This window comes from Imperialibacter sp., assembly GCF_048007035.1.
Classification (GTDB): Bacteria; Bacteroidota; Bacteroidia; order Cytophagales; family Cyclobacteriaceae; genus Imperialibacter.
Genome location: NZ_CP180355.1, coordinates 4,781,232 through 4,806,000 on the forward strand (window position 1 = coordinate 4,781,232; position 24,769 = coordinate 4,806,000).

The 24,769-nt window shown below is 46.3% G+C and carries 25 protein-coding genes; 11 read left to right on the forward strand and 14 right to left on the reverse strand.

Translation table 11 applies throughout. The features are described 5' to 3' along the window. Positions 1-2: 2 nt before the first annotated feature. Both ACMVP2_RS20715 and ACMVP2_RS20720 read right to left on the reverse strand, forming a co-directional pair. Complete coding sequence (locus ACMVP2_RS20715) at positions 3-284, reverse strand: DUF2442 domain-containing protein (RefSeq protein ID WP_416864927.1); 282 nt, start codon at positions 282-284, stop codon at positions 3-5. 3 nt (positions 285-287) lie between these two features. Continuing rightward, positions 288-770: a hypothetical protein gene (locus ACMVP2_RS20720; RefSeq protein ID WP_152000837.1), complete on the reverse strand. Its 483-nt coding sequence runs from the start codon at positions 768-770 to the stop codon at positions 288-290. A gap of 67 nt (positions 771-837) precedes the next feature. Here ACMVP2_RS20720 and ACMVP2_RS20725 point away from each other — a divergent pair, with 67 nt between their 5' ends. Beyond that, on the forward strand, positions 838-2,496 hold the full coding sequence (locus ACMVP2_RS20725) for a VRR-NUC domain-containing protein (RefSeq protein ID WP_416864928.1): 1,659 nt from the start codon (positions 838-840) through the stop codon (positions 2,494-2,496). Between the two features lie 70 nt (positions 2,497-2,566). Further along, a complete protein-coding gene (locus ACMVP2_RS20730) occupies positions 2,567-3,850 on the forward strand; it encodes a glycosyltransferase family 4 protein (protein ID WP_416864929.1) in 1,284 nt (427 codons plus the stop codon). A gap of 34 nt (positions 3,851-3,884) precedes the next feature. Here the strand turns inward: ACMVP2_RS20730 and ACMVP2_RS20735 are convergent, their stop codons facing one another. After that, positions 3,885-4,361 carry a DUF962 domain-containing protein gene (locus ACMVP2_RS20735; protein ID WP_416864930.1) on the reverse strand — a complete coding sequence of 159 codons (477 nt, stop codon included), beginning with the start codon at positions 4,359-4,361 and terminating at the stop codon, positions 3,885-3,887. 123 nt (positions 4,362-4,484) lie between these two features. Here ACMVP2_RS20735 and ACMVP2_RS20740 point away from each other — a divergent pair, with 123 nt between their 5' ends. The 3 genes from ACMVP2_RS20740 (at position 4,485) to ACMVP2_RS20750 (ending at position 7,790) form a co-directional block, all read left to right on the forward strand. Then, positions 4,485-5,621 carry an NAD(P)/FAD-dependent oxidoreductase gene (locus tag ACMVP2_RS20740; protein WP_416864931.1) on the forward strand — a complete coding sequence of 379 codons (1,137 nt, stop codon included), beginning with the start codon at positions 4,485-4,487 and terminating at the stop codon, positions 5,619-5,621. Between the two features lie 127 nt (positions 5,622-5,748). Further along, positions 5,749-7,203, forward strand: coding sequence for a Na+/H+ antiporter NhaC (gene nhaC / locus ACMVP2_RS20745; protein ID WP_416864932.1), 1,455 nt, complete (start codon positions 5,749-5,751; stop codon positions 7,201-7,203). After that, positions 7,203-7,790, forward strand: coding sequence for a 3'-5' exonuclease (locus ACMVP2_RS20750; RefSeq protein ID WP_416864933.1), 588 nt, complete (start codon positions 7,203-7,205; stop codon positions 7,788-7,790). Before nhaC ends, ACMVP2_RS20750 begins: the two co-directional genes overlap by 1 nt. 2 nt (positions 7,791-7,792) lie before the next feature. Here ACMVP2_RS20750 and ACMVP2_RS20755 read toward each other — a convergent pair whose 3' ends face one another. Together ACMVP2_RS20755 and ACMVP2_RS20760 are read right to left on the reverse strand one after the other, a co-directional pair. Beyond that, positions 7,793-8,398 carry an IMPACT family protein gene (locus ACMVP2_RS20755; RefSeq protein ID WP_416864934.1) on the reverse strand — a complete coding sequence of 202 codons (606 nt, stop codon included), beginning with the start codon at positions 8,396-8,398 and terminating at the stop codon, positions 7,793-7,795. A 4-nt stretch (positions 8,399-8,402) separates the two neighbouring features. Further along, the gene (locus ACMVP2_RS20760; protein ID WP_416864935.1) at positions 8,403-9,416 is read right to left on the reverse strand and encodes a tetratricopeptide repeat protein; all 1,014 of its coding nucleotides are present in this window, start codon (positions 9,414-9,416) and stop codon (positions 8,403-8,405) included. Positions 9,417-9,689: 273 nt separating this feature from the next. Here ACMVP2_RS20760 and ACMVP2_RS20765 point away from each other — a divergent pair, with 273 nt between their 5' ends. Continuing rightward, a complete protein-coding gene (locus ACMVP2_RS20765) occupies positions 9,690-10,619 on the forward strand; it encodes a GNAT family N-acetyltransferase (RefSeq protein WP_416864936.1) in 930 nt (309 codons plus the stop codon). On the opposite strand, the gene ACMVP2_RS20770 is transcribed toward ACMVP2_RS20765, so the two are convergent. Next, a complete protein-coding gene (locus ACMVP2_RS20770) occupies positions 10,608-11,822 on the reverse strand; it encodes a glycosyltransferase (RefSeq protein WP_416864937.1) in 1,215 nt (404 codons plus the stop codon). The genes ACMVP2_RS20765 and ACMVP2_RS20770 overlap by 12 nt on opposite strands. After that, entirely contained in the window at positions 11,819-12,430 is a 612-nt protein-coding gene (locus ACMVP2_RS20775; protein ID WP_416864938.1) for a sulfotransferase, read from the reverse strand. The genes ACMVP2_RS20770 and ACMVP2_RS20775 overlap by 4 nt, the downstream gene beginning before the upstream one ends. 12 nt (positions 12,431-12,442) lie before the next feature. Between ACMVP2_RS20775 and ACMVP2_RS20780 the strand changes: the two genes are divergently transcribed. Next, positions 12,443-13,402, forward strand: coding sequence for a glycosyltransferase family 2 protein (locus ACMVP2_RS20780; RefSeq protein ID WP_416864939.1), 960 nt, complete (start codon positions 12,443-12,445; stop codon positions 13,400-13,402). Here the strand turns inward: ACMVP2_RS20780 and ACMVP2_RS20785 are convergent. Genes ACMVP2_RS20785 through ACMVP2_RS20795 form a run of 3 tightly spaced genes read right to left on the reverse strand, consistent with a single transcriptional unit; the run spans position 13,373 to position 16,402 of the window. Continuing rightward, positions 13,373-14,182 (reverse strand): phytanoyl-CoA dioxygenase family protein, encoded by an 810-nt coding sequence (locus ACMVP2_RS20785; RefSeq protein WP_416864940.1) that lies wholly within the window; start codon positions 14,180-14,182, stop codon positions 13,373-13,375. The two genes, ACMVP2_RS20780 and ACMVP2_RS20785, sit on opposite strands and share 30 nt — an antisense overlap. Positions 14,183-14,226: 44 nt before the next feature. Further along, on the reverse strand, positions 14,227-15,150 hold the full coding sequence (gene rsgA / locus ACMVP2_RS20790) for a ribosome small subunit-dependent GTPase A (protein WP_416864941.1): 924 nt from the start codon (positions 15,148-15,150) through the stop codon (positions 14,227-14,229). A gap of 1 nt (position 15,151) precedes the next feature. Beyond that, positions 15,152-16,402 (reverse strand): 3-deoxy-D-manno-octulosonic acid transferase, encoded by a 1,251-nt coding sequence (locus ACMVP2_RS20795; RefSeq protein WP_416864942.1) that lies wholly within the window; start codon positions 16,400-16,402, stop codon positions 15,152-15,154. Positions 16,403-16,431: 29 nt separating this feature from the next. Here ACMVP2_RS20795 and ACMVP2_RS20800 point away from each other — a divergent pair, with 29 nt between their 5' ends. Both ACMVP2_RS20800 and ACMVP2_RS20805 read left to right on the forward strand, forming a co-directional pair. Next, positions 16,432-16,554, forward strand: a complete 123-nt coding sequence (locus ACMVP2_RS20800; RefSeq protein ID WP_416864943.1) for a hypothetical protein — start codon at positions 16,432-16,434, stop codon at positions 16,552-16,554. A 118-nt stretch (positions 16,555-16,672) separates the two neighbouring features. After that, a complete protein-coding gene (locus ACMVP2_RS20805) occupies positions 16,673-17,734 on the forward strand; it encodes a DUF6588 family protein (protein WP_416864944.1) in 1,062 nt (353 codons plus the stop codon). 80 nt (positions 17,735-17,814) lie between these two features. Here ACMVP2_RS20805 and ACMVP2_RS20810 read toward each other — a convergent pair whose 3' ends face one another. The 4 genes from ACMVP2_RS20810 to xerD all read right to left on the reverse strand — a co-directional run bounded on the left by ACMVP2_RS20810 (position 17,815) and on the right by xerD (position 23,162). Continuing rightward, entirely contained in the window at positions 17,815-18,453 is a 639-nt protein-coding gene (locus tag ACMVP2_RS20810; RefSeq protein WP_416864945.1) for a LolA family protein, read from the reverse strand. Positions 18,454-18,583: 130 nt separating this feature from the next. Beyond that, complete coding sequence (locus ACMVP2_RS20815) at positions 18,584-21,052, reverse strand: DNA translocase FtsK 4TM domain-containing protein (protein ID WP_416864946.1); 2,469 nt, start codon at positions 21,050-21,052, stop codon at positions 18,584-18,586. A 137-nt stretch (positions 21,053-21,189) separates the two neighbouring features. Then, a complete protein-coding gene (locus tag ACMVP2_RS20820) occupies positions 21,190-22,212 on the reverse strand; it encodes a quinone-dependent dihydroorotate dehydrogenase (RefSeq protein WP_416864947.1) in 1,023 nt (340 codons plus the stop codon). 50 nt (positions 22,213-22,262) lie between these two features. Continuing rightward, complete coding sequence (xerD, locus tag ACMVP2_RS20825; protein WP_339791332.1) at positions 22,263-23,162, reverse strand: site-specific tyrosine recombinase XerD; 900 nt, start codon at positions 23,160-23,162, stop codon at positions 22,263-22,265. 85 nt (positions 23,163-23,247) lie between these two features. On the opposite strand from xerD, the gene aroQ reads away from it, so the two are divergent. Further along, complete coding sequence (gene aroQ / locus ACMVP2_RS20830) at positions 23,248-23,670, forward strand: type II 3-dehydroquinate dehydratase (RefSeq protein ID WP_317490792.1); 423 nt, start codon at positions 23,248-23,250, stop codon at positions 23,668-23,670. Then, a complete protein-coding gene (locus ACMVP2_RS20835) occupies positions 23,667-24,734 on the forward strand; it encodes an aminotransferase class V-fold PLP-dependent enzyme (RefSeq protein WP_416864948.1) in 1,068 nt (355 codons plus the stop codon). Before aroQ ends, ACMVP2_RS20835 begins: the two co-directional genes overlap by 4 nt. Positions 24,735-24,769: the final 35 nt, after the last annotated feature.

Sequence of the window (24,769 nt, forward strand, 5' to 3'; positions counted from 1 at the left end):
TTTCAGCTAATTTTGCCAGTATACAAATCCCAAACCGGAAAAATCAAATCGTAATCCATCCAGTTAAGATTACCGTCAACTATCTCAAACTTCGTAAACAAATCCTTATTGAGACACCTTTTAACAGCGGGATGTTTGCTTTTGGTTAGAAATTCTTTGAAATCGACCACTTGAGTAGTTCGGTCGCTAAAATGAATCCGAATGGTGTAGTAATTCACATACTCCGCCATCGAAACGCTCACAATAGCCTGGCTACTTTCTTTCGTGTCGTCAGTGATAATCATCAGTTAAAAACTAGCAGACATCACACTATCAGTGCCAATTCTCAGGCTGCTAAGCCCGAAAGAATGGATAGTCATGCCGTCGTCTTCCGATTCTTTGAAAGTCAGCCACTTGGAGGTGCCGGCCAGCTGAGGTGCATCGGAGGGAATGTAAATATCAAGGGTAACACTTTCCCAGCGGCTGAAAAGGAAGTTTTTCCAATGCTTGGCTTCAGGGTCGTCCAATTTGATGTAGAGGGTTCCTTCCTCCGAAGAAAGGTTGAGCTTGTCGAGCAGGGCATTGTCGCCGATGATTTTGCCCTGGCCAACTCGTTGCGTATGTACCCTCACCTGGCAGGGAATATCAATAATCAACTCGGTAAAGGCAGGCAGCGGTCGCTCGAGAACCTTCTCACTATCGCTGACCATCAGATGGTTGCGCTCCACCACTATGCAATACAGGATTGCAAGGGTAAAAAGTAAATAGGCCGCTAACTCTCTTCTTTTCAAAATGAATTGATTTTGCTTATTAGATGTCTAATTTGGTGTCAGGGTTGCATCTTCGGAAAGAAAAATAATGGGAACGCCTCCAATTCGCCTTCACGATACCTACTACCACGACAATTTTCTCTATGTGCTGGCTCATGTAGAAAGACTGTATGCATCCTTTTTAACTCCCTTTGAAACTGGCTTCCTCTCCGAGTTCCGAGCCTTAAGCATCAGTGCTCAGTGCCTTTACATCAGGATGGCCAATCGCAAAGGTCGGTTTTTTCGACCATCTAAACTTATATATGCTGAGATAAAGGATACCGCCACTGCCTGGCAAGAGTTACACAAGAATGGATTTATTTCTTCGCCTGTGGTCAACGACGAGTGGGATGCGCTGGATTTGGTAAGGCTTTTTACAGTGGGTGAACTGAAAGAGGTGCTGAAAAGTGTGGGTGTGGAAGCGAAGCAGGCAAAGAGAGAAGAGTTGGTATTGCTGCTGTTTGAAACTTTCACCTTGCCCAAAATGAGGAACAGGCTGCTTGAACTTGAAGAGGTAGTGGAGATGGCAAAGCTGGAACAATTGGAGATGATCAGGCTTTTCTTCTTCGGGCACCCGTGGGGCGATATGTCGCAGTTCGTGATCAGGGACATAGGCAATGCTAAGTTTGAGACTTACGACGAAGAGCTATTCAAGCCACAATTCAGAAGCTACGACGAAGTGAGCCAGCTTTTTGATTTGCACCAGCAATACAGGGCGCTAAAAAAGGCCATGCTTGTGGAGGATGAAGCGTTGATCGATGAAGCTGTAAGTGCGCTGACCTACGTGCCCGAAAACCTGTCGCCGGTGGCAGAATCCATTGTGAAGAAATTCATCATGCGCACCGGCAAGTGGTATGAACAAAACAAATTTTTGGAAAGAGCGGCCATCACCTATTCGAGGCATTCGTTGCCGGAGTCGAGGGAACGGCTGGTGAGGGTGCTGATAGGCCTTGGGAAAAAGGATGATGCAAAGGAAGTGCTGCAGCGAATTGCAGCCGAGCCGGAAACGCACTCTGAGTGGCTTTTTGCCAGCGATCAACTGGTGAAGCTTTCCGGTAAGAAACAGGTGCTTACCACTACAAAGGTAATGAAGGAGGCGCCGGAGCTGATTGTGCCAAAACCCGATGGAAGCCTGAACATCGAAGAGCATGTTTTGATTACCCTGAGGGAGCAGGGCTTTGAAGGCGCCCACACCGAGAACTATATCTGGCGCAGTCTGTTTGGCCTGGTCTTTTGGGAAGAGCTCTACAGCCAGGAGCGAGCGCTCATTCACCAGCCGCTGCAGCGTGTGCCGCTCGACTTGCAGGATCGTCGTTATTTAAAAAGCCGTTACCAGGCCTTCGAGCATTTTTTATCTGTTTTCGAGAGTAAACAACAGTTGCAGGAAAAAGTGCATGTGACCATGCAGGCCAAAGAGAATATCGTTAACCCGTGGGTGGGCTGGCATTCTGATTTGGCCGCCCATATGGAAGCACTTTTTCGGCACCTAAGCCTTGAACAGTTGAAGGAAATCTCATTGGAAATGGCCCGCAATCCGCTGGAAAATGGCACTGGTTTGCCCGACCTGTTCGTATGGAATAGCAATGACTATCACTTTTGGGAGGTGAAATCTCCAACCGACCATCTATCGGCTCATCAGGTTTTTTGGATCAACTTTATGAAGGAGCATGGCGTGAAGGTAGAGGTGTTGAGAATCGTGTATAATTAATTCCTTTTTTACCGAACTTATCTACCACACTGATCCTTTCTTTTTTATATTGAAGCATAAATCCATTTGAATGAAGGTACTCATGCTGGGGTGGGAATACCCGCCCGAAATTTCCGGAGGATTAGGTGTTGCGTGTCATGGCTTGACCCTGGGGCTGAGTGAGCGGAACGTGTCGGTGGATTTTATACTTCCAAAGGTCACAGCGAAGAAATCATGGAACAAGGTATCTCTCCGTGAGGCTGAAGAAGTGGAATGGAAAAAGGTGCTGTCGGAGGAGCGGGAATGGTGGGAAGATGTGAAAGTGCTGGAAATTGGCTCCTACCTTTTGCCCTACTTGTCGGAAGAGCAGTTTGTTAAACAGCACGTCGTTCAAAAACAAACAAAAGAGAAAACGGTATTAAAAGAAAAACTTGAACCACTTCGTAAAAAACTGAAAGGTGGCTACGGCCCCGATCTGTTCAATGAGGTGGTTAAATATGCCATTATAGTTGGAGAGGAAGCCACAAAGTCAGATGCCGACGTTATCCATGCGCACGACTGGATGACATTCGAGGCTGGAGTAATGGCAAAGTCGGCTAGCGGCAAACCGTTGGTGGTGCACTGTCATAGCACCGAATTTGATAGAATGGGCGTGCACGTGAATCAGCACATCTACGATATCGAGCGCAAGGGCTTTGAGCGTGCAGATGCCATCATCACAGTAAGCCATCAAACGAAGGAGCTTATCCATTTGCACTATGGAATTAAGCTGTCTAAAATTCACGTCGTCCACAATGGGTATTTTCCTGTGGCGGCTGCGAAACCGCACAAGAGAAATACTTTTAATGTGTCATTTCTCGGCAGGATGGTCGGTCAAAAAGGGCCGGAACATTTTGTGGATGTGGCCAGGGAATTGCTTCGAATGGATGACGCTTACAGGTTTACCATGGCGGGCAGCGGGCATATGCTCGACGAGTTGAAAGAGAAGGTTTACAAAATGAATTTGTCCCACTATTTCAATTTCCCGGGTTTTTTGAACCAAAAGAAGCTGCCTCAGTTTTTTGCCGACACCGATCTGTTTCTGCTGACCTCAAATTCAGACCCTTTTGGCATTGTGGCTCTGGAAGCAGTGAGCGCAGGCGTGCCGGCTGTTTTGTCTGCCAAAGCGGGCGTTACCGAAGTGCTCACCCATGCAGCGAAGTTTGACCCATGGGATACGTTCTCCATCAAGAACTTCATCAGTGAGTTGAAGAACGACCCAGCCAGGCTCAAAGCCTACACCAAAGCCCAGGAAAGCGACCTTAAAAAGGCTTCATGGCAAAGAATGGGTGAAGAGGTGGTGAGTCTTTATAAGAAACTCATTTCGCCTAAATAGGCATCTTCAAGAGCTTTTTTCCTAAAATCCCATCTCAATAAGGTATTCCCAGCTTCTTATAAATGAAGTGCATCAGCCAGGCTGGCCCAATAAGGAGGAACTGGAGGTCTTTGAAAAACGATGGCTTTTTTCCTTCCACCTTGTGCCCGTAGAACTGGCCGATCCAGGCCACAACAAATATCCCCAATGAAATGGCCCAAAGAGGGGTAGCAAAAGTTTGGCTCAGGTAATTGGCCGCCACACAACAAACAGCAGCTACCATCAGCATGCCAAAGGAGAGTGGAATAGAAAGCGTGATGTAGTAGATCAGCGTAATGGCCAGCAGAAGAGTGGCCCAGTTCACATAGGGATTGTCGCTGATGAAATTCTGCAAAAAGCCACTGGGGATAGACCAGATAAGCCCCACTATGCTAAAAAATATCAGTGGCACGCAAATCCAGTGAATGGCTTTATTGGTTCCGTTTTGGTGGCTTTCGCCATACTCCGAAAGAAGGGCGTCTATTTTTCTCATAATGATCGTTAGGGTTATGTTCTTCTAAAATACATAATCCTTTTGATATTTTAGCCCATTTATCAACAACGGGTGTCGGGTAATTGATCGATTCACTAGCTTGCACCCAAACAAAACACGCTTATGTCATTAAGTTTTTGGGAAAGCCAATCGTTTCAAAACTGGGACTACATTGTGGTGGGCGGCGGTATCGTTGGTTTGAGTACTGCCATTAGTTTAAGAGAGAAAGCACCGGATGCCGACATACTTTTGCTGGAACGTGGCTTGCTGCCGTCGGGGGCCAGCACGAAGAATGCGGGCTTCGCCTGCTTTGGCAGCCTCACAGAGTTGGTAGAAGATATAAAGATACTTGGAGAGGAGGGCTGCCTGGCTCTGGTGAAAAGAAGATGGGCCGGACTTCAAAAGCTCAGACAGCGGGTGGGGGATGCCGGGCTGGGCTTTCAGCAAAATGGAGGCTATGAGCTGGTGTCGGAAGCGGAGGTTAAATACCTTCCAGAAATACCAAAGGTGAATACGTTGCTGAAAAGCTTTTTTGGTATTGAAGTATTTCAGGAAGATACGCAGCTTGTTCAAAAGTTCGGTTTCCACAGGTCGATGGTAAAAACGGTCATCGCCAATCCGCTGGAAGGACAGCTGCATACCGGCAGCATGATGCGAAGTCTGTATCAGATTGCCGCTGCCAAAAAAATACACGTGCTGACCGGTTGCGAAGTAAAGCGGCATGAAGACTTAAGGAGTCATGTGGAGGTGTCTGCCTTTTCGCAGGGCACCAACACCGATATCATATTCAAAGCCAAAAAGCTGGCTTTCTGCACGAACGCATTTGCCTCACAGTACTTCCCTGAGCTCGATATTAAGCCAGGCAGGGGGCTTGTCTTTGTAACCGAGCCAATGAAACAGATTCCTTTTGAGGGCACTTTTCACATGGACAAGGGCTTCTATTATTTCAGGAATGCCGGTGACCGGATTTTGCTGGGCGGCGGCAGGAACCTCGATTTTGATAAAGAAACTACCACCGATTTTGGCGTGAATGAGGTAATTTTGGCGGAGCTGAAACGGCTGCTTGCCGAGGTGATCGTACCAGGCTCTTCGCTTAAAATTGATCAGCAGTGGTCTGGCATCATGGCGTTTGGGAAAACGAAGGAACCCATTGTAAAAAAGGTTTCTGATAACATAACCATTGGGGTGAGACTCGGTGGTATGGGCGTGGCTATTGGCACGCTGGTGGGGGAAGAACTTGCTGAGCTTGCCTACAGTTGATTGTTGTACTAATCAAAGACAGAACCAAAACATTCGGTGTAAAATATTTATACAAATGCAAAAGCGAGCCTCCCTTTTGATTTTTTACTATCTTCAAACCTTATTCATATCGTTATAAACCGTTTTTATGCAAAAAACGAAAGAGCCAACCCTTTGGCATGCCTTTATTCCAATCATTTTCCTTATTGTTCTGCTGTCTCTTAATGTTGTTATTTTTGGTGATGCAGCCCTCGACGGCTCCAACCAAATCGTACTCATTTTAGCAGGCGCTGTGGCTGCACTGGTTGCTTCGAGACTAGGCATTTCCTGGGATGATATGATTGACGGGGTGGTGAAAAGTATCAGCTCGGCCATGTCTTCGATCTTGATTCTTTTGTTGATAGGGGCGCTGGCAGGCACGTGGTTGCTAAGCGGTATTGTCCCTGCTATGATCTACTACGGCCTTCAAATTCTTAACCCAGCCATCTTTTTGTTTGCCGCCTGCGTTGTCAGCGCCATAGTATCTCTGGCAACCGGCAGCTCCTGGTCCACCATTGCTACGCTCGGCGTTGCGCTGCTCGGTATCGGGCAGGCACTTGGAATCTCAGAGGGGCTTGTAGCAGGGGCCATTATTTCGGGCGCTTATTTCGGCGATAAGATGTCACCACTTTCCGACACGACTAACCTCGCCCCTGCGATGGCCGGTACTGATTTGTTTACGCACATCAGATACATGGTTTATACAACCGTTCCCTCGCTCACACTTACTTTGTTTATTTACATCGGAATTGGTGTATTCTCTTCGTCAGACGGCGCAGTAAATGATATTGAGCCTATTCTCGCCTCGCTAAGCAATAAATTCGATATCAACGGTTGGCTGTTTATAGTGCCCGCAGCGGTCATCTTTATGATTATCAGAAAAGTACCTGCCATTCCTGCGCTACTGGCTGGCACCCTGCTGGGTGGTGTGTTTGCTTTCATCTTCCAGCCCAACATTATTTTGGAGGTGGCTGCCATTGAAGGGCCTCTTTGGAAGCAAACCTATGTGGGAGTAATGAAGGCACTTTATACAGACATCAATGTGGTGACGGACAATGCCATGGTGAACGAATTGCTGTCAACCGGTGGCATGTCGGGCATGCTCAACACCATTTGGCTGATTTTGTGTGCGATGGTGTTTGGAGGTATCATGGAAGCCGGCGGTTTGCTGAAAAAGATCGCTGCCGAGATTATCAAGCGGGTGAATTCTACCTGGTCGCTGATTACGTCAACATCAGCTACCTGTGTGTTTTTTAATATCACGGCTTCCGACCAGTACCTGGCTATTGTGGTGCCAGGAAGAATGTATGCAGACATTTACAGAGAAAGAGGACTGAAGCCAGAGAACTTAAGTCGAACGCTGGAAGACAGCGGAACGGTGACGTCGGTGTTGGTGCCGTGGAACACATGCGGAGCCACTCAGTCCAGCGTACTTGGTGTTAGTACCTTTGTTTATGCACCATATTGTTTTTTTAATATAATAAGCCCACTAATGACCATTGCTTTTGCTGTGTTTAATATCAAAATCAGAAGGTACAAGGAGCAGAAGGAGGCAGTAGCTTAATGACCTTTCCAAAGAAAATTACGAAAGAGGAAATATTGCAATTACCCGAGTTTCGATTTGAAGGTAAGGTGCATGTGATCTCCAATGAGGCTGACATCAAGGATGCCACCACTGTACTAGCCAGAGAGAAGCTTTTAGGTTTCGACACCGAGACAAAGCCGGCGTTCAGAAAAGGCCAATATTTTCCGACAGCTCTTGTGCAGTTTGCTACTCAGGAAGAAGCCTTTCTCTTCAGAATCAACCACCTGGGGCCGCACTATCGAATTTATGACTTGATGGAGGACGTATCCATTGCCAAAATTGGTGTGGCCTTGCGTGACGACCTGGTAGATTTGAACAAGATTAGACGCTTTGAACCCGATGGGTTTATTGACCTGAACGAGGTGGTGAAAGACCTTGAGTTTGAAAACATGGGTGCCAGGAATTTGACCGGGATGATTCTGGGTAAAAGAATCAACAAAGCCCAGCAGACGTCGAATTGGGAAAATGAAGAGCTCACTAAAGCGCAAATCCATTATGCGGCTACCGATGCCTGGGTGTGCCGGGAAATCTACCAGGTGCTGAACAGCAAGGGCTATTTGTATTAGCATTATATGGCTTTCACTATGCGAACGCTGGAAACTCCTGCCAGTGCGAGTTTCTCTTTGAGCAAGTCGCCGGTACCGATCTCAATAAAACCCTGTATTGAGCAGGTTTCCTGAAATGTTTGCGCTTCTATTTCCAGGTTAAACTCTTTTGCAAGCCTCATCACATCGCTGGTCTGCTCGTAGGTGAAATCGATCAATACCTCGTCTTTGATGGTTGTTTCAATTACCTCAGCCGCATCTAGCGCTTCTTTTGCTGCTGTCTTGTAAGCTGTGATGAGCCCGGATACGCCCAGTTTTGTCCCGCCAAAGTACCGAACCACCACCACAAGGGTATTTGTCAGGTCTTTTGATCGTATTTGGCCCAGAATAGGGTCGCCCGCACTGTGATTAGGTTCACCATCGTCATTGGCTCTGTATTTATCACTTTCGTTGCCAAGAATGTAGGCATAGCAGTGGTGTCGGGCATCGTAATATTGCTTTCGGAGCTCATCAAGCCTGTTTTTGATGTCATCCTCCGTCCGCACTGGAAATGCAAATGCCAGAAACTTACTGCCCTTTTCTTTATAGAAACCTTCTGATGTAGCTTTTATGGATTGAAAAGAGGGCACTTCACTAATGTTTTAGATAACCTTTGGCTTCTTTTTCTACTTCCTCAGTGGTGGCCCATTCAATGGCCAGGTTAAACTGCCCATCGGCAAGATCGCTTTTGCCCTGGCTCCGGAAAATTCTGCCCAAACCCAGATAGGCCAGGCTTTTATAGTATTCCCCCTTAAATTCAAATGTAGCCGATTCGCTCAGGGCTTTTTGGTAATAATAGGTGGCGTCACTTAAGTTTTGCGCCTTCTTTTCCTCAATGATGCCAAGAAATAAGTTGGCTGACATCCGATAGTAAGGGTCCGAATTCCCAAGAAGCTCATCAGCCAGTGGACTCACTTCCTTGTAGCGCTCATTCATCACCAGCGCCTCAGCAAGCTTCGTTTGGAAAAAGGGGTTTTTTGGATAGTCTTTATTAAGTCTTCTAAGATATTTGAGGGCAGTTTCCGGGTTGTTCTCGTACCGGAGGTAGATATAGGACGTATAAAGATTGGCTTCAACCTTCGTCAGCACCCCTTGCCGACAGGCCTGGTCAAGCTGCTTAAGGCCGAGCTCTTTGTCTCCACTCTTAAAAAACCACAAAAATGGCTTGTAGATAGGATGCCTTTCAGGGTATGTCTCTCTGAAATAATTGTACAAGCCAACAGTAAACAGAAACTCCGGATTTTTGTCAGTTAGCTCGAAACCCTTTTTGATGAAATCATAAGTCTGTTTAGCCTCGCTAATGGCCTTCATGTAGCTGCCCTCGTCGGCGTAATATTCAGCTAATAGCCCCCTCGCCGACATTTCAAAAAAAATGCCTTCTTCATTGTCAGCGTCCTCTTTCAATATTTTTTGCGACTTTTCAATTACCGCTTCAAGTTTGGTAATGTGGTTTTTGTAACCGGGGGAATGAACATTGAAAGGCATTTCCTGCCATGAAATGAAAAAGGCATCGAGCATGTCTAGCGCAGGATGGTCTGGCAAAGCAATTTTTATCTCTTTGTAAAGCACTCGGGCCTCATCAAATTCCATGTTGTAAATGTGGTCCACACAGAGCTGAACTAATTTGATTTTACTCTTGCTGCTAAAAAGGGGAAGCCTTTCCTGCGATGTTGCGGTGTGAGGAGGGGAGAGGATGACGAATAATAGAACAGTAACTAGCCCAAAGGTTGGTTTCATAAATGGCAGCAATAATCTTTCATTCAGTTGCAAAACTAAAAACTAAACGTCTAACTATGCATGAATTATGTTGTGAAGCTTTTTTTTCTTTAACAATAAGATGGTCAACGGAGGCTGGCGTCAAACATGGGTAACCCAGGTTGTATGGAGGTAAATTTCTATCAGAATGGAAAGGGCCTGGAAAAAAGGCAGTGGGCGTTTAATCCGTTGCTCTTTCAATCTATGGCATTTGTGAGAAACCAATTTCCTGATGGAGGCTACGTTTCGTTTACTTTGGAGAGGGGCGGGGAGGTGCATGCCATCATTCATTTTTCGGTGGAAGAGAGTGGATGGGTTAGTTTACCTAAAAGTCCTTTTGGTGGGGTGTCGGTTGCGCAGGAGGTAGGCGAGCAACATATTCAAGCCCTTGTTGATCGGATATTAGGTGAGTCTTCGGAGAACCAAGTAACAGTTTATTTGCCCTTCCCCGAACTTCCGACAACTGCCGGGAATATGTTTGTGAGGTGTCTGAAGGAGGCTGGGTTTTTTACACAATTCGCTGACTTGCATCAACACATCGCCGTAACGCCAGCGCACCGACTGAAAGAAAAAATGCATGACAGTCAGGTGCGGCGCTTAAACAAATGCCTCAATGCCGGGTTCATTTTTGCTGCCGAGCCATTTGAAAAACTCGGCGAGGTGTATTCATTTATTGAAGAGTGCAGGAGGGAGCAGGGTGTTGCCATCAATATCTCGGAGAGTGACCTTCTGCGTTCGTGGGTGAACCTGGAAGGGGTTTACCAGGCATTCACGATCAGAGATGACCAACGCATCATTGCTGCCTGTATCACCACTCACGTGTCAAATGCCGTGCTTTACTATTTTTTGCCCGCTGCCAGCACCGCTTACAATAATTACAGCCCAATGGTGCTGCTGATCGTTCAGCTCTACACCTGGGCGGCTGAGCAAGGATATATACTCATTGACATGGGGAAGTCGTCAGTGCGTGGTGAGCCTCAGAAAGGCTTGTTTAGTTTTAAAGAAAAAATGGGGGCCGAAGTCGGTTCCGCTCCTTGTCTCACGTTAAGGCGCTGAGAACCCATCGATGACTTCTTTATAAAGAGCCTCCAGCTGCTGCGTAATTACCTGTTTGGAGAAGTGGGTAAGAAAATACTGCCTTATCTCGTTTACTTCGAAAACGACGCTTCTTTGCGAGAATTTCCTCATTGCTTCAAACAGCTGCTGCGTATTCGCTTTGTCCACCACCATGCCCACTTCTGGCGCCACAATTTCCTCTGACCCGCCGCACCTGGTCGCTATTACGGGTTTGCCCACCGCCAGAGCCTCCAACAATACCAGCGGATGGTTCTCGTGGATGCTCGGCAGTACAAAGGCATCGCAGGCCTGTAGCGTTGCTTTCACGCCTTCTCTGCTAAGCGTGCCCAGCCAATTGATGTGGTCAGTCAGCCCGAGCTCCTCAGCTTTTTCTTTGTAGTCATCAAGCTCCGATCCTTCACCTCCCATAGTTAAGGTAAAGCTGGCACCTGACTCTTTCAACAAAGCCGCCGCTTCAATGAGGTACTTCACACCTTTCTGCTCTTCCATTCTGCCAATAAAAGCAAAGTGGAACTGGCCGATACGTTTTCCAGGCGTTGCTGGTTGAAAAAACTCCTCGTCAGTCAGGTTATTGATAAGCGTTAGGTTAGGCACCCCTTTGGCTGCCATCGTTTGGTAGAGGGCCCTGGATACCGCAATGTTTTTTTGTGATCGCTGGTAGGGCACCAGTATTAAAGGGTGCAAACTGCCTTCGATATCAAAGGTTTTTAGAGGGAACGGGCTCATTTGTTCGGTGATCACATAGGGAATGCCATGTTTCTTCCCAAGCTTCATGGCCACATAGCCACCCGGGTAGGCGGTGTGAGCGTGGATGATGTCGGGCTTGCCAAATTCACTGGCAAAGCGATCATAGTGAGCTTCATTGCTCTCTATGATTTTGCTGATGTTACCTTTTAAAAACGATCTCGACCATGTAAAAGAGGGTGTGAAGTATTCTCTGCAGTTGTCGGCGTGGTTTGTTGTGTGCGACTTCAAGGCCAACCCATTTAGTATCTTTTTACCCCACAAATGGATATTCTTTTTTTCCAGAAGGAGAGTCCGCACATGAGATCCCCAGGTTGAAATACCAACCTTATTCAGGGGATTGCAGGTGGCCAGTGCAATAGCTTGCTCCTTGATGAATATGCCGGTGTGAGGCTCATCCTCGGTAGGGTACCACGACGGAATGACGAAGATGTTCATTGGTCGGAGTTGTTGTATTTTTTATCCTCCAGCCAAACGGCGATACTGTCTATCAACTCAAATCTATAATCTTTATGGTGTGGAAATGGAATCGAAGGCTTCTCTGTCCCTAAAAAATCTGATAGCTTTTTCCATGGGTCGGCTTCTTCGGGCAGGTTTACCTCGATGAAGTTATCCCTGCTGCCGAAGTAGGAGCGGGCTTTCATATGAAATTCGTGGTATCCATTTGTAAACATTTCTTTGTCGAATGTAGTGGTTCCGAACAATTTCCTATGGAAAGTTTTGGTTGGTTCCCGGTTAAATGCCCATGCATTGGATTTGTATCTGAACATCCAGTCACAACTTTTCAGCCATGGGGTTAACTCCCGTGTGGAAAGAATAAACAGTGATCCGGGGAAAGCCTTGTCTAGCTTTGGGTACAAAAGTGAAAGTGGTGTGTCGGAGAATGCCGAGAACTCTGACATAATCGGGTGGTGAATATCTTCCCAAAGCTGCTTTGGAAAGTGAATACTCTTTAAGCCGAGGTATTGAAAAGCCCTATGAATGGAAGTGGTACCCGTTCTGGGGAGCCCAATACAAAAAATCTTATTTTCACCATTTTTGTACATTTTGCAAAAGATTTGAAAAAGGTATCTGTCATCTGTCTTTGCTATAACCAGGCACCCTACCTACAGGAGGCGCTGGAGTCGGTTTGGAACCAAACCTATCCTGATATTCAGGTGATCGTAGTAGACGATGCCAGTACGGACAACAGCGGTGAAGTTATCAAGTCTTTGTTGAAAGGTAAACCAGATATTCCATTTATTGAGAATATAGAAAATCAGGGAAACTGTAGCTCGTTCAACAGCGCAATGAAGCTGGCTGCAGGTGACTATATCATCGACTTTTCGCTTGATGACGTGATGCACCCTGACCGGGTGGCTGCGCAAGTTTCTTTTTTCGAAACACTGGATGAAAGCTTTGGTGTCATTTACCATAATGCTGAATACATTAACGAAAATGGTAATTTCCTGAAGCACCATTTTTCTGCTTCCTTTAGTCAGCCAGAAGCAGACATTTACAAGCGGCTCATCTCTACCTACTTTATCGCTCCCCCCACTATGATGTTCCGGAAACAGGTGATAGATGGTCTTGGTGGATACGATGCCCAACTCTCATACGAAGACTTCGATTTTTGGGTCAGGTCGGCCAGGAAGTATAAGTATGCCTATCAGCCTGAAGTGCTCACTTCGATCAGGAAGCATTCAAGCTCTATGTCGACTGGGTGGTACAAAAAAGGAGACAAACAGCTGTCTTCCACCTACCTGGTTTGCCTGAAAATTCAGCAAATGAACCGGTCAGCAGAGGAAGATCAGGCACTTATTCGAAGGCTCAGGTACGAAATACGCCAGTCGGTATTCAGTGCCAACCACAAAGAAGCCACGTTGTTTTTGGACTTGCTTAAGGGATATGGACGCCTCCCTTTGATTTACCTTATTTTGGAGCTTCTCAACCGTAGTAAAATTGATCTCAGGTGGCTGCGAAACAGTTACCATTGGCTGCAAGGGCATTTATTTACGCCAAAATCTCATTTCAAGTGATATTCGGGTGGTTCTTCTGTTTTTGTTGACAGCCCCACCATGGATCAGGTAGGGAGAAAACACCATCACATGGTTGATGCCGGGGTTAGGCCGCTCAAGAGTGATCGGAATTTGAGAGTCGATAATGCCCGGCACATTGAACTTCACGCCATTCATAACAGCCCCTTCCTTCGTCCGGGTAATTCTGTGTTCAGGCCACAAATGCGAACCCGGAGCCAGCAATAGTGACGAGTTTTGATTGCTCCCCACAAGCGGTACATAGATATTGATGGCACCCTTGTTTTCTGCCTGCCAGGCGTCACGGTGCAACGGATTGAAGTCTGGCTCTCCTGGCCTCACTACCCGAAAATGGAAAACTCTTTCTCCGTTCATGGGCTTGATGGATCTCACAGGTACCGATACTATCTCTGAGACGACCTCCTCAATTATTGACACATGAATAGGCAGGTCATACCATTGCAGCAGTTTGGTTTGCTCGATTACTTTAAGGTGGAGATCATAATTGCTTTTTACCAGCTCGTGGTAATTGCTTGACTTGAAATTTGAGCTGACTTCGACACCTGCCCGGCTAAGGCACTTGCGGAATAGTTCTTCCATACCGCCATGAAATTGAAGGTAGGTGCCCGAAGGGAGGAACTTCTTTATTATATAGCCCTGTTTGTGCCAGTTTCTCCTGGAAGTAAGATCATCATCCAGCTTTGCCAGTACCTCATTCCTGCCAATAAAAGGCTCCCCTTCCACCTTGTAGTCAATTGATCCAAATCCTACTCTTGCCTTCATCTTTCTTAGTTATATCTTTTGCTCTTTTCTGGCTGAGGCCTGTGCTACCGGCGATTGTCCTCGTCGTCGTACATCGACAGATAGCTGTTGTATCTGCTGGCCGGCACTTTCCCATTATTCAGCGCCTCAACTATGGCACACCCAGGCTCGTGGGTATGAGTACAGTTATGGTACTTACATTGGCCAATGAGTTCCCGCATCTCAGGGAAATAATGGCTAAGCTCTTCCTCTTCAATTTCTGCCAAAGCTAGCTCCTTTATACCCGGCGTATCAATTACAAAAGTATTTTTTTCAATTTCAAACATTTCTGCAAATGTGGTGGTATGCACACCTTTGTTAGCAAAGTCGGATACTTCCTGCGTTTTTTGGGTGATGTTGCCGGTGAGCTTATTCAAAAGGGTCGATTTGCCTACGCCTGAATGGCCTGAAAACAGCGATGTTTTTCCGTGCAGTACTTCTCTTAGCTTTTTAATATCCACATCGTCAAATGAAGACATTATGAGTGACGAATAACCAATCGATTTGTACGTTTCCACCATTTCTTCTACAAAACTGCGTGCCTCGTCGTCCCACAAGTCTTTCTTATTGAACAAAATAAGAGAAGGTATGCGGTAGGCTTCTGCTGTTACTAAAAACCTGTCGATAAAGCCCGTTGATGTTTTTGGGTAAACGACGGAAGCAACCAGTACTGCCAGGTCGATATTAGAAGCAAGCAAGTGCCCGTAGGCCATTTTTTTTGGTGACTTTCTGATTATGTAGTTGTCTCTTGGATAAATATCCGTAATGATGTGCTCGGTGTCAGAACTTGGCTCAACAAGTATTTCCACCCAGTCTCCAACTGTTACCGGGTTGGTCACCTTCTGCTTGTCCAGTTTGAATTTTCCCCGGAGTCGACAGTTCACCACGGCTTCATTCTCCAGTAGCACTGAATACCAAGACCCTGTCGACTTAATAACTCTGCCCTTCATGCTACTTAAGTTGTTTGATCAGGTAATCAACGATAGTGTTGGTGGCTCCGGTTTTACTTTGGACGTAATCTCCGGCTGCCTTACCCTTCGCCTTCCTCGTTTCTCCGTTTTCCACCAAATCGGTTAGCACTTTTGTGGCATCGGCAGAGGTGCGTATTGGAAGTCCACCGCCTGAGTCCATGAGACCTGCGATTTCGGCAAACCTTGCATTTGATTCACTGTCGCCCCAAAGAATTGGAATACCAAAAGCTGCTGGTTCCAGTGTATTGTGAAGCCCTCCCCGAAAGCCTCCTCCGACAAAGGCGATTTCCCCGTAACCATAAAGAGATGATAGCATCCCAATATTATCGATCAGCAGAAGTCTGCAGTTGGCCGCTGTTTCGGCAGTTGCCTTCGAAAAACGGACTGATGAATGATTGAACTTCATCTCAATCCGGGTCAGGAAACCGGGCTCAATTTGGTGTGGAGCAATAATGATTTTTACTTTTTTACCCAAATAGTTGAGCGCCGGGAAGAGTACTTTCATGTCACTTTCCCAGACACTTCCGAGCACTATGACCAACTCATCATCTTTAAACGCACTGGCTATTTCAATGTCCTTTGCTTGCTGCCTTATGGCGGTCACTCTGTCAAATCTTGTGTCACCGGCTATGGTTATTTTGCTAATATTGATACTTTCAAGCAATTGCTTGCTGGCTTCATTTTGCACAAAGAAGTGGTCGAAATGGTAGAGCGACTCCCGAAGGAACCTGCCATAGCTTTTGAAGTAAATTTGGGCTTCCCAAAAAATAGATGAAATGGAAAGCAGCGGAATGTTTCGGCTATGTGCCTGGTCGATATATTCCTTCCAAAACTCATACTTCACAAATACAGCCAGCCTGGGGTTGGTGAGGTCATAGAAGCGTTTGACGTTTTCTGCAGACTCAATGGGCAGATAGCAGATATAGTCGACCATCGCATACCCTTTTCTGACCTCAAAGCCAGATGGTGAAAAGAAAGTGAGCAGAATCCTCACATTTGGCAGCCTTCTTTTGAGTTCTTCAATTACGGGCCGTCCCTGCTCAAACTCTCCCAGTGAGGCAGCATGAAACCAAACAAGTGGTTCGCTGCTAGCAGGTAAATTATCTGCGAGATTTTGAAATAAGTTCTTTCTTCCCTTGTAGAAAAGGGCAGCTTTCGGGTTAACAACAGCAACAATTCTTATTAAAGCAAAGTATAACCAGGCCCCTGCTTTATAAAGGAAGTAGATCATGCCGCAAATTAAATAAAAAACGCACCACCATGCTGACCAACTTCGCTTCTTCGCAGGGAAGGCTGGCTGAAGCATTTTGGGCGGGCTTCGTTGTGCTCTCTTTTAAGTCAAAGTGGAGCTATGCAAAACAAATACCCACTTTAGGGGATTGATGCCAAAGATTGAAAAAGTCAATTTTGAGAACATTTTGATAAATCTTGAGATGAATTGATTAAAATTACATTTTAATAGGTTTGACTAAATAATGAACCAATCTAAATCGTATAGCGTATGAAGTCTGTTTTTACAAAAGTTTTTAGTTGTCTCGGGTTAGCCCTTTTTATTGTTGTCCTTTCTTCAAAGGAGTCTAAGGCTCAGGATTTCTCTGAAGTGTTGAAAGCACAAGGCGATGATGCCGAAAAATTATTGGAAAACTACATAGGGCCTTTTTTTACTGGCTTTGGCGTAGGGATGGCCAATGGATGGTACAACACTGCTGCTCCTCACAAGTTTCCAGGTTTTGATTTGACCGTTTCCGTGAATTTGGCTTCAGTTCCGCAAGACGGGCAGGTTTTTAAGTTCAATGCGTCCGACTACAGTTCAATTACTGGCGTGAGGCAAAATGGAGGAGCTGCCCAAAGCACTGCCGATGTGGAAACACTTTTCGGTCCAGGAGACACTGAGTCAGAATTACAGTTAAGCTACCAAAGAGAATACCAGGGGCAGACCTATACGGTAAATAGCGCTGTTGAACTGCCTTCAGGCTTTGGATTCCCTTATGTACCAACGCCTGTAGCACAATTGGGCATAGGCTTGCCGAAAGGCACTGATTTGAAACTGAGGTTGATGCCAACTATTGCCTCAGAAGATTTTTCTATCAGCCTATTCGGTATTGGCGTAATGCACGACTTCAAACAATGGATTCCTGGAATGAAAGTGCTCCCTTTCGATGCCTCAGTACTTATTGGCTACACAAAGCTTAGTGCCGAAAACAGCTTTGCTGGTTCTGAAATCACTGATAATGGAACCGGAGAGATTTCCGTAAGCTCGCTGACTTATCAGGTACTTGTATCGAAAAAGCTATCTATCCTTACTGTGTACGGTGGATTTGGCGCCAATTCGATTAAGTCGAACTTGAAAATGTTGGGTACATACACAATAGAAGCTGAAGCTTCCAACGGTGCTTCTGCGGATATCGAATTGCAGGATCCTGTTGATTTGATGTTCAAGTCAGGAGGAGCAAGAGCCACCATCGGACTTCGTTTGAAACTGGCTATCCTCACCCTGCATGGTGATTATACTGTGCAGAAGTACAACACGATTACTGCTGGCGTTGGATTCAGCGTGAGATAATCAGATTAAAACCAATAAAAAAGGAAGGCCATCTATTTCGATGGCCTTCCTTTTTTTTATGTTCTGCTGAAGCAGGATGACTAACGAAAGTCAATCACCTCCACGCCCTTGTGGGCAGCTATGTCGAACACAAAAACCTTGTCGCTAAGTGTTGGCTGCTCGGTGAATTTCGTAATGGCGTAAGTGTATCTGTTACCCGATTTGTCGAAGATTTTAAAGCTGTTCAGGTTGTTGCCTGCGCTTGTTATGTCCATCCTTATCTTGAAGTAGTTCAGATTTTTGTTGTCAGGAACTAAATCCACAGTCTTTTTGGTGGCGGTGGTCATGTCATCCACCATCATGTATTTGTAACCTGTTTTATATAAGTCAAAGATATTGTTCAGGTTAATCTCAGCATCATCAGGACTGTAGGTATTGATCGTCACCTCATTGACTTCCCCAAGGTAAGTCCAAACTGTTTCGCCATCATTGATGATTTCCTGCCCTTCGAGCTCAAGCTTGAACTTAGCTCCTTTCACGGTGATTTTGCCTACGAACTGCTCATTAAGTCCTTCCTGAGGATTCTCAAGCGTATAAGTAAAATCGGCAGTGAAGGCTGGTACCTTGCGGTATTTATTGCTCATGGCATCAAGAACTTCTCTTGCAGCCGGGTCTTGCTGTGCGTAAACAAAAGTGGTTAATACTAATGCTAATAAACTCAATACTCCTTTTAATGTCATTGCTTCTTTTTTTAAAACTATCATTTCCAACTTGTAAAACTACACCTTTTATCTCACCAATCTTTCAATAAAGTTCGAATGCTTCAGATTGCAGAGGTCAGGTATCAGTTGTCCAAGTTTGGTGCCAAGTTTAATTATCAAGCCCTTTAAGGATGAATTCCAGCTCCATTTCGTCTTTTACCAGCACTTCTCTCGCCTTGCTGCCTTCAAATGGCCCTACTATTCCGGCTGCTTCCAACTGGTCGATGAGTCTTCCCGCCCTGTTGTAGCCGAGTTTCATTTTTCTCTGGATCAGCGAAGTGCTGCCCTGCTGATGCATAACGATAAGCTTGGCTGCCTCGTCAAATAACGCATCCCGGTCGGATAGATCTACTTCACCCACTCCGCTTTCGCCGCCCTCATCTCCGTCAAATTCAGGCAGGATGTAGGCGGTGTCATAACCTCTCTGAGCCGCAATGAATTCGCAAACCCTTTCTACTTCTGGTGTGTCTACAAAGGCACATTGCAACCTGATGATGTCGCTTCCTGTAGACAGCAGCATATCACCCATACCCACCAGCTGATCGGCGCCACCAGCGTCGAGGATGGTGCGGGAGTCAATTTTGGAGGCTACCCTGAAAGAAAGCCGTGCTGGGAAGTTCGCTTTGATTACACCCGTGATTACGTTCACCGAGGGGCGTTGAGTGGCTACCACCAGGTGAATGCCAATGGCTCTTGCCAGCTGCGCAAGTCGTGCAATAGGTGTTTCTATCTCCTTGCCGGCTGTCATCATCAGGTCGGCTAATTCGTCAATCACCACCACGATGTAAGGAAGGAACCGGTGCCCCTTGGTGGGAAGCAGTTTTCTGTTAACAAACTTGCTGTTGTACTCCTTGATATTCCGGCAAGCCGCATCTTTCAGTAAATCATAGCGCTGATCCATTTCGATACAAAGCGAATTCAATGTGAAGATCACTTTCTTTGTGTCGGTAATGATGGCTTCTTCGCTGTTGGGCAGTTTCGCTAAAAAGTGCCGCTCGATGGTGTTGAATAGTGTTAGTTCTACCTTTTTCGGATCGACCAGCACAAACTTGAGCTGAGAAGGATGCTTTTTGTAGATCAGAGAGGTGAGCAGTACGTTGATACCTACTGACTTTCCCTGTCCCGTGGCTCCGGCCATCAGCATGTGGGGCATTTTGGCCAGGTCAAGAACGAAGACCTCGTTGGAGATGGTTTTTCCCAAAACAACTGGCAGCTCCTTGTCGCTTTTCATGAACTTTTCGGTCATGATCACCGACTTCATGTCCACCATTTCCCTGTTCTTGTTAGGCACTTCAATGCCTATGGTTCCTCTTCCCGGAATGGGCGCAATAATCCGTATCCCCAGGGCAGCCAGGCTTAGAGCAATATCATCTTCGAGGTTCTTGATCTTAGAAATCTTTACCCCGGCGTCAGGCACTATTTCGTAGAGAGTAACTGTGGGGCCTATGGTCGCCTTGATGCTGGAAATCCCAATTTTGAAGTTGGTAAGGGTCTCTACAATTTTGTCCTTGTTGGCCTCCAGCTCTTCTTTTGTAACTTTTACCTTGTTGTCGGGGTAGTCGTTCAGCAGCTCAGGCGTCGGATACTTATATTTCGGCAGGTCGAGAGTCGGGTCGTAGTTCGCCAGCTTTCCGTCTACTACCTCTTCCTCAACTTCCTCCACCTCAAGGGCCACGTCTTCAGCGACCGAAGGCTTGGGTGATGAACTGAGGATTTTTTTGAGAGCTTTGTCCACTTCCTGCTCTGCTTCCAGGTCTTCCTCATTGAGTAGCTCCAGCGGCACATTACCAGTGCTTTTTTCTTTTACCGGTGGCTCCTTGTCAAGGGCTAGTTCTATAGGCTCTTCGTTTTGTTTTCCGCTGACAGTCCAGCTTTCGAGTTCTTCTTCGTCGGAAACCTCTTCTGTTTCTTCCGCAATTTCTCCCTCCCCAGCCTCATTTTCGACTACAGGAGCAGGAACTGTTTCAGTAAAAAGTTTAGTGATGTTGAAGAAATAGATGTTGAAAGCCAAAAATGCGAAAACCAAAAACAAGAAGGTGCCCCAGCCCATGAATTCGTTAAAAATCAGGGCCAGCTCGTAGCCGATGCCGCCGCTAAGGAATCCGTATTCCGAAATCTCATTACTGGAAAGCAAAAAGAAGCCCAGCAGGAGGCTTGTCCAAAAGATGAAGAACAAAGAGAACGAAAGTACCCGAAAGGGGGGAAGCAGGTATTTGCCAAACAGTATTTTGAACCCCACGATGAATAGAAACGGGGGAACCAGCAAGCACGCAATACCAAACCATTTGAAAATAAAGAAGTGCGAAGTGACGGCACCGAGGAGCCCCAGCCAGTTTTTGATTTCCGACCCCGAAGCCCTTATCCCTGTGTCCATGAACGACTCGACCACACTTTGGTCGGCCTTGCCCGAAAACAAGTAGGAGAAAAATGATACAAATAGAAATATGGAAAGAATGAGCAAAAAGAAGCCGAAAACGAGGTGGGTTCTTTTGTCCTTGAAAAAATTGGGAAGGGGCGTGCTCTCCTTCTTTGGTTCTTCTTTTTTGTAATTATTTGTTTTGAAAGTGTTTTTTGCCATGTAGGAGGTTCTCCCAGGATGTATTAATAAGCCTCAAAAATAGTGATACCTCTTCAGCAATTCAACGAAAGGCTCAGGAGTTTCTTGTAGCCTTTGTTGAAGCCGCTGTATGCTTTATGCTGATAGCTTTGGTAGGATCAAAGCTGCTTGAGAATGTTCTTCACAATGGCTGGCCCCTCGTAAATAAAGCCAGAGTACACCTGCACTAGTGATGCACCAGCGTCAAGTTTCTCCTTCGCATCGGCGGCTGTAGAGATGCCACCCACGCCAATAATGGGAATACTGCCTCCGGTCTTTTCGTGCAGATAGCGAATGACTTCGGTTGATCTTGATTTCAGAATCTTTCCGCTTAAGCCACCTGCACCAATTTGTTCTACCTTTTGCCGGTCAGTAACAAGGCCATCTCTGCTGATAGTGGTGTTGGTGGCAATAATGCCAGCAATGCCGGTTTTAGTGACAATTTCCACTACGTCATCCAGTTGGCTGTTGGTTAAATCGGGGGCGATTTTCAGCAGGATAGGCTTAGGTGCTGGCTTGGAAAGGTTCACCGTTTGTAAACTGGACAGCAGCTCTTTCAAAGGCTCCTTTTCTTGCAGCGCCCTTAGATTGGGCGTATTGGGTGAGCTTACATTCACTACGAAATAGTCGACCACATCAAATAGCTTCAGGAAGTTGAGCACGTAGTCGTCGACAGCTTTCTCATTCGGGGTCACTTTGTTTTTGCCAATATTGCCGCCAACAATCACCTTTGATTTTCTTTGGCGAAGCCTTGCCACTGCAGCGTCCACTCCCTGGTTGTTGAAGCCCATTCGGTTAATAAGCGACTCATCCTCCGGCAACCTGAAAAGCCGTGGTTTCGGGTTTCCTTCCTGAGCTTTTGGCGTCAATGTACCGATTTCAATAAAGCCAAAGCCCAGCGCATCCAGGCTGTCGATCCACCTGGCATCTTTGTCGAACCCAGCTGCCAGACCAACAGGATTGGGGAATTTGATACCAAACACCTCCCTTTCCAGTGAAGGCCGCTGGTAGCTAAATAGTCTAGAAATTAGCCACTTTCCGCCAGGTATTTTACAAACCAGCGAAAGCAAATCCATGGCCATGTAGTGGGCTTTTTCGGGAGAAAGAAGAAAAAAGAGGGGTTTAATAAGGGCTTTGTACATTCAATGATATTTATGGGCAAAGAAAACAACAAAGCATTAATCCACCAATTTTAACTCCGTGGGTGGAACTGCGTAATCACCTGCCTCAGGTAGTCTCTGTCGAGGTGGGTGTAAATTTCGGTGGTGGTGATCGATTCGTGTCCCAGCATTTCCTGCACGGCTCTCAGGTCGGCACCGCCTTCTATCAGGTGTGTGGCAAAGGAATGACGGAAAGTGTGCGGGCTGATTTTCTTTTTTAGCCCAATTTTCGCTGCCAGGTCTTTGATGACCATAAACACCATCACCCTGCTGAGCTTTGAGCCCCGCCTGTTTAGAAACACGAAGCTTTCATTGCCAGGCTTGATGGGGATATGCACTCGCACTTCGTTCATGTACATAGTGAGGTATTTCTTGGAGTCAGAGCCAAGCGGAACCAGCCTTTCTTTACTCCCCTTACCAAGCACCCTGAGAAAGTCCACGTCCAAAAATACGTTTTCCCTTTTGAGACCGACTAATTCTGATACCCTGAGACCCGACCCGTAGAGCGTTTCCAGAATGGTTCGGTTTCGCATGCCCTCCGGGGTGGAAAGGTCAATGGCCGCCAGAAGCTGCTCTATTTCGTTGTAGTCGAGGGTGTCGGGTAGCTTGCGACCCAATTTAGGCGATTCAATAAGCGCCATCGGGTCTTTCTGAATGTCACCTTCATTCAGCAGAAACCGGAAGTAGGCTTTGAGGCCGGAGATGATTCGTGCCTGCGAGTGGGCGGCCAGGCCAAGTTCATTCACGTGTTCCAGAAAGTCGTGGATGTGTTTTGGCTTTACTTCTTCGGGGCTCAGCGAAAGTCCTTTGATTTCCATAAACTGTGCAAACAAGCGCACATCGTGCAGATAGGCATCGATAGAATTCTGAGCCAGAGAGCGCTCCAGTTTCAGGTAATTTTTAAATTGCTTTATGTAGAGTTCCCAGGCCATAGGCAGTAAATTTAGGAGAATTGTACTTGCCAATAGTCAAGGAACATTTACTTTACAAAATATTTAGATAACACAGGCTTAAGGTATGCAAATAAGTATCGTTAACGGACCCAATCTGAACTTGCTGGGAGTGAGGGAAAAAAGCATTTATGGTGCTCAGTCGTTTGAAACCTATTTCGAAGAACTCAAGAAAGCATTTCCGTCGGTTGATTTGCAGTATTTTCAGTCAAACCACGAAGGGGAGCTGATCGACTATTTGCATAAAATTGGTTTTTCGCAGAAAGGCGTTGTGCTCAATGCCGGTGCTTTTACGCATACCTCGGTGGCGCTTGCTGATGCCATTGCTGCCATCGAAACACCTGTTTTAGAAGTTCACATCTCCAATATTTATGCCCGTGAGGCTTTTCGCCATCATAGCTACCTGACAAAGAATTGTGTTGGCATCATCAGTGGGCTGGGGCTTACCGGCTACAAACTAGGAGTTCAATACCTGCTTGATAATAAATGAGTCGCATCTCTTTCTATCCGGGACCGTCGAGGGTCAATGCAAAGGTAACTGAGTACTTCTATGATGCTTACATGGAAGGAATACTTTCCGAAAACCATCGGAGTGCTGCCTTTATGAAGCTTTTCAAAAAGACAAAGAAGTTGCTGAAGCAGAAACTCGATGTTCCCGAAGACTACGAGATCGTTTTCACCTCGTCGGCTACGGAATGCTGGGAGATTATTGCGCAGAGCTTGACGGCGAAAGCCAGTTTTCATGTGTATAACGGAGCGTTTGGTAATAAATGGTGTGAATATGCCGGAAAGCTTGGTGTTGAAACCCATGCCGCTTCATTTGATATAGAAGATCCAGTCCCGATAAAACTACTTTCCGTTCCTGACGAGGCGGATGTTATCTGCGTCACTCAAAACGAAACCTCCAACGGTACGCAGGTAAGCGATGTAGAGTTGACAATCCTGCGGAGGCAATTCGCTGACAGGCTCATTGCGGTGGATGCCACGTCCAGCATGGCAGCCACAACCCTGCCTTTCAAAATGGCCGATGTTTGGTTTGCTTCCGTGCAAAAGGGATTCGGACTGCCCTCTGGCATGGGGATTATGATCTTATCGCCCGCAGCCGTTGCTAAGGCTGAGAAATTGAATGAGAACGACCATTACAACAGCCTTCTCTTTTCTATAGCCAATAGCAGAAAGGACCAGACGCCCTACACACCCAATATTTTAGGCATTTATCTGCTCTACCGGCTGATGGAAGACAGAAGGCCTATTGAAGAAATTAATCGAAAAGTCAAAAACAGATTTCTCGACTGGATGGATTTTCTGAACAAGTTCGACTCATGGACACCGCTGGTAGAGAATGAATCGGTACGTTCTACCACCGTCATTCCGCTGAAAGCTGAGCCTTCGGTGATAAAAGAGTTGCTGGAGAAGGCCTCTGATGCAGGGTTTACTTTAGGAAGTGGCTACGGTGAGTGGAAAGAAGACACGATACGAATTGCCAACTTTCCATCTATCAAGAAAAAAGAAATCCAATCGCTTCGGTTTTTCCTCAAGAAAAACTTTGATTAGCTGATTCAGAGAGCAAAATTTGCGCTCCCAATTTT

What these genes read in the sequence shown, in the direction of transcription:
- ACMVP2_RS20750 (WP_416864933.1), top strand. Translation starts at nt 7,203, where the DNA reads ATGACCTTTCCAAAGAAAATTACGAAAGAGGAAATATTGCAATTACCC.
- ACMVP2_RS20835 (WP_416864948.1), top strand. Translation starts at nt 23,667, where the DNA reads ATGAGTCGCATCTCTTTCTATCCGGGACCGTCGAGGGTCAATGCAAAG.
- ACMVP2_RS20820 (WP_416864947.1), bottom strand. Translation starts at nt 22,212, where the DNA reads ATGTACAAAGCCCTTATTAAACCCCTCTTTTTTCTTCTTTCTCCCGAA.
- ACMVP2_RS20775 (WP_416864938.1), bottom strand. Translation starts at nt 12,430, where the DNA reads ATGTACAAAAATGGTGAAAATAAGATTTTTTGTATTGGGCTCCCCAGA.
- ACMVP2_RS20735 (WP_416864930.1), bottom strand. Translation starts at nt 4,361, where the DNA reads ATGAGAAAAATAGACGCCCTTCTTTCGGAGTATGGCGAAAGCCACCAA.
- xerD (WP_339791332.1), bottom strand. Translation starts at nt 23,162, where the DNA reads ATGGCCTGGGAACTCTACATAAAGCAATTTAAAAATTACCTGAAACTG.
- ACMVP2_RS20765 (WP_416864936.1), top strand. Translation starts at nt 9,690, where the DNA reads ATGGAGGTAAATTTCTATCAGAATGGAAAGGGCCTGGAAAAAAGGCAG.
- ACMVP2_RS20800 (WP_416864943.1), top strand. Translation starts at nt 16,432, where the DNA reads ATGCTGACCAACTTCGCTTCTTCGCAGGGAAGGCTGGCTGAAGCATTT.
- rsgA (WP_416864941.1), bottom strand. Translation starts at nt 15,150, where the DNA reads ATGAAGGGCAGAGTTATTAAGTCGACAGGGTCTTGGTATTCAGTGCTA.
- nhaC (WP_416864932.1), top strand. Translation starts at nt 5,749, where the DNA reads ATGCAAAAAACGAAAGAGCCAACCCTTTGGCATGCCTTTATTCCAATC.
- ACMVP2_RS20785 (WP_416864940.1), bottom strand. Translation starts at nt 14,182, where the DNA reads ATGAAGGCAAGAGTAGGATTTGGATCAATTGACTACAAGGTGGAAGGG.
- ACMVP2_RS20810 (WP_416864945.1), bottom strand. Translation starts at nt 18,453, where the DNA reads ATGACATTAAAAGGAGTATTGAGTTTATTAGCATTAGTATTAACCACT.
- ACMVP2_RS20770 (WP_416864937.1), bottom strand. Translation starts at nt 11,822, where the DNA reads ATGAACATCTTCGTCATTCCGTCGTGGTACCCTACCGAGGATGAGCCT.
- aroQ (WP_317490792.1), top strand. Translation starts at nt 23,248, where the DNA reads ATGCAAATAAGTATCGTTAACGGACCCAATCTGAACTTGCTGGGAGTG.
- ACMVP2_RS20795 (WP_416864942.1), bottom strand. Translation starts at nt 16,402, where the DNA reads ATGATCTACTTCCTTTATAAAGCAGGGGCCTGGTTATACTTTGCTTTA.
- ACMVP2_RS20730 (WP_416864929.1), top strand. Translation starts at nt 2,567, where the DNA reads ATGAAGGTACTCATGCTGGGGTGGGAATACCCGCCCGAAATTTCCGGA.
- ACMVP2_RS20815 (WP_416864946.1), bottom strand. Translation starts at nt 21,052, where the DNA reads ATGGCAAAAAACACTTTCAAAACAAATAATTACAAAAAAGAAGAACCA.
- ACMVP2_RS20740 (WP_416864931.1), top strand. Translation starts at nt 4,485, where the DNA reads ATGTCATTAAGTTTTTGGGAAAGCCAATCGTTTCAAAACTGGGACTAC.
- ACMVP2_RS20725 (WP_416864928.1), top strand. Translation starts at nt 838, where the DNA reads ATGGGAACGCCTCCAATTCGCCTTCACGATACCTACTACCACGACAAT.
- ACMVP2_RS20715 (WP_416864927.1), bottom strand. Translation starts at nt 284, where the DNA reads ATGATTATCACTGACGACACGAAAGAAAGTAGCCAGGCTATTGTGAGC.
- ACMVP2_RS20805 (WP_416864944.1), top strand. Translation starts at nt 16,673, where the DNA reads ATGAAGTCTGTTTTTACAAAAGTTTTTAGTTGTCTCGGGTTAGCCCTT.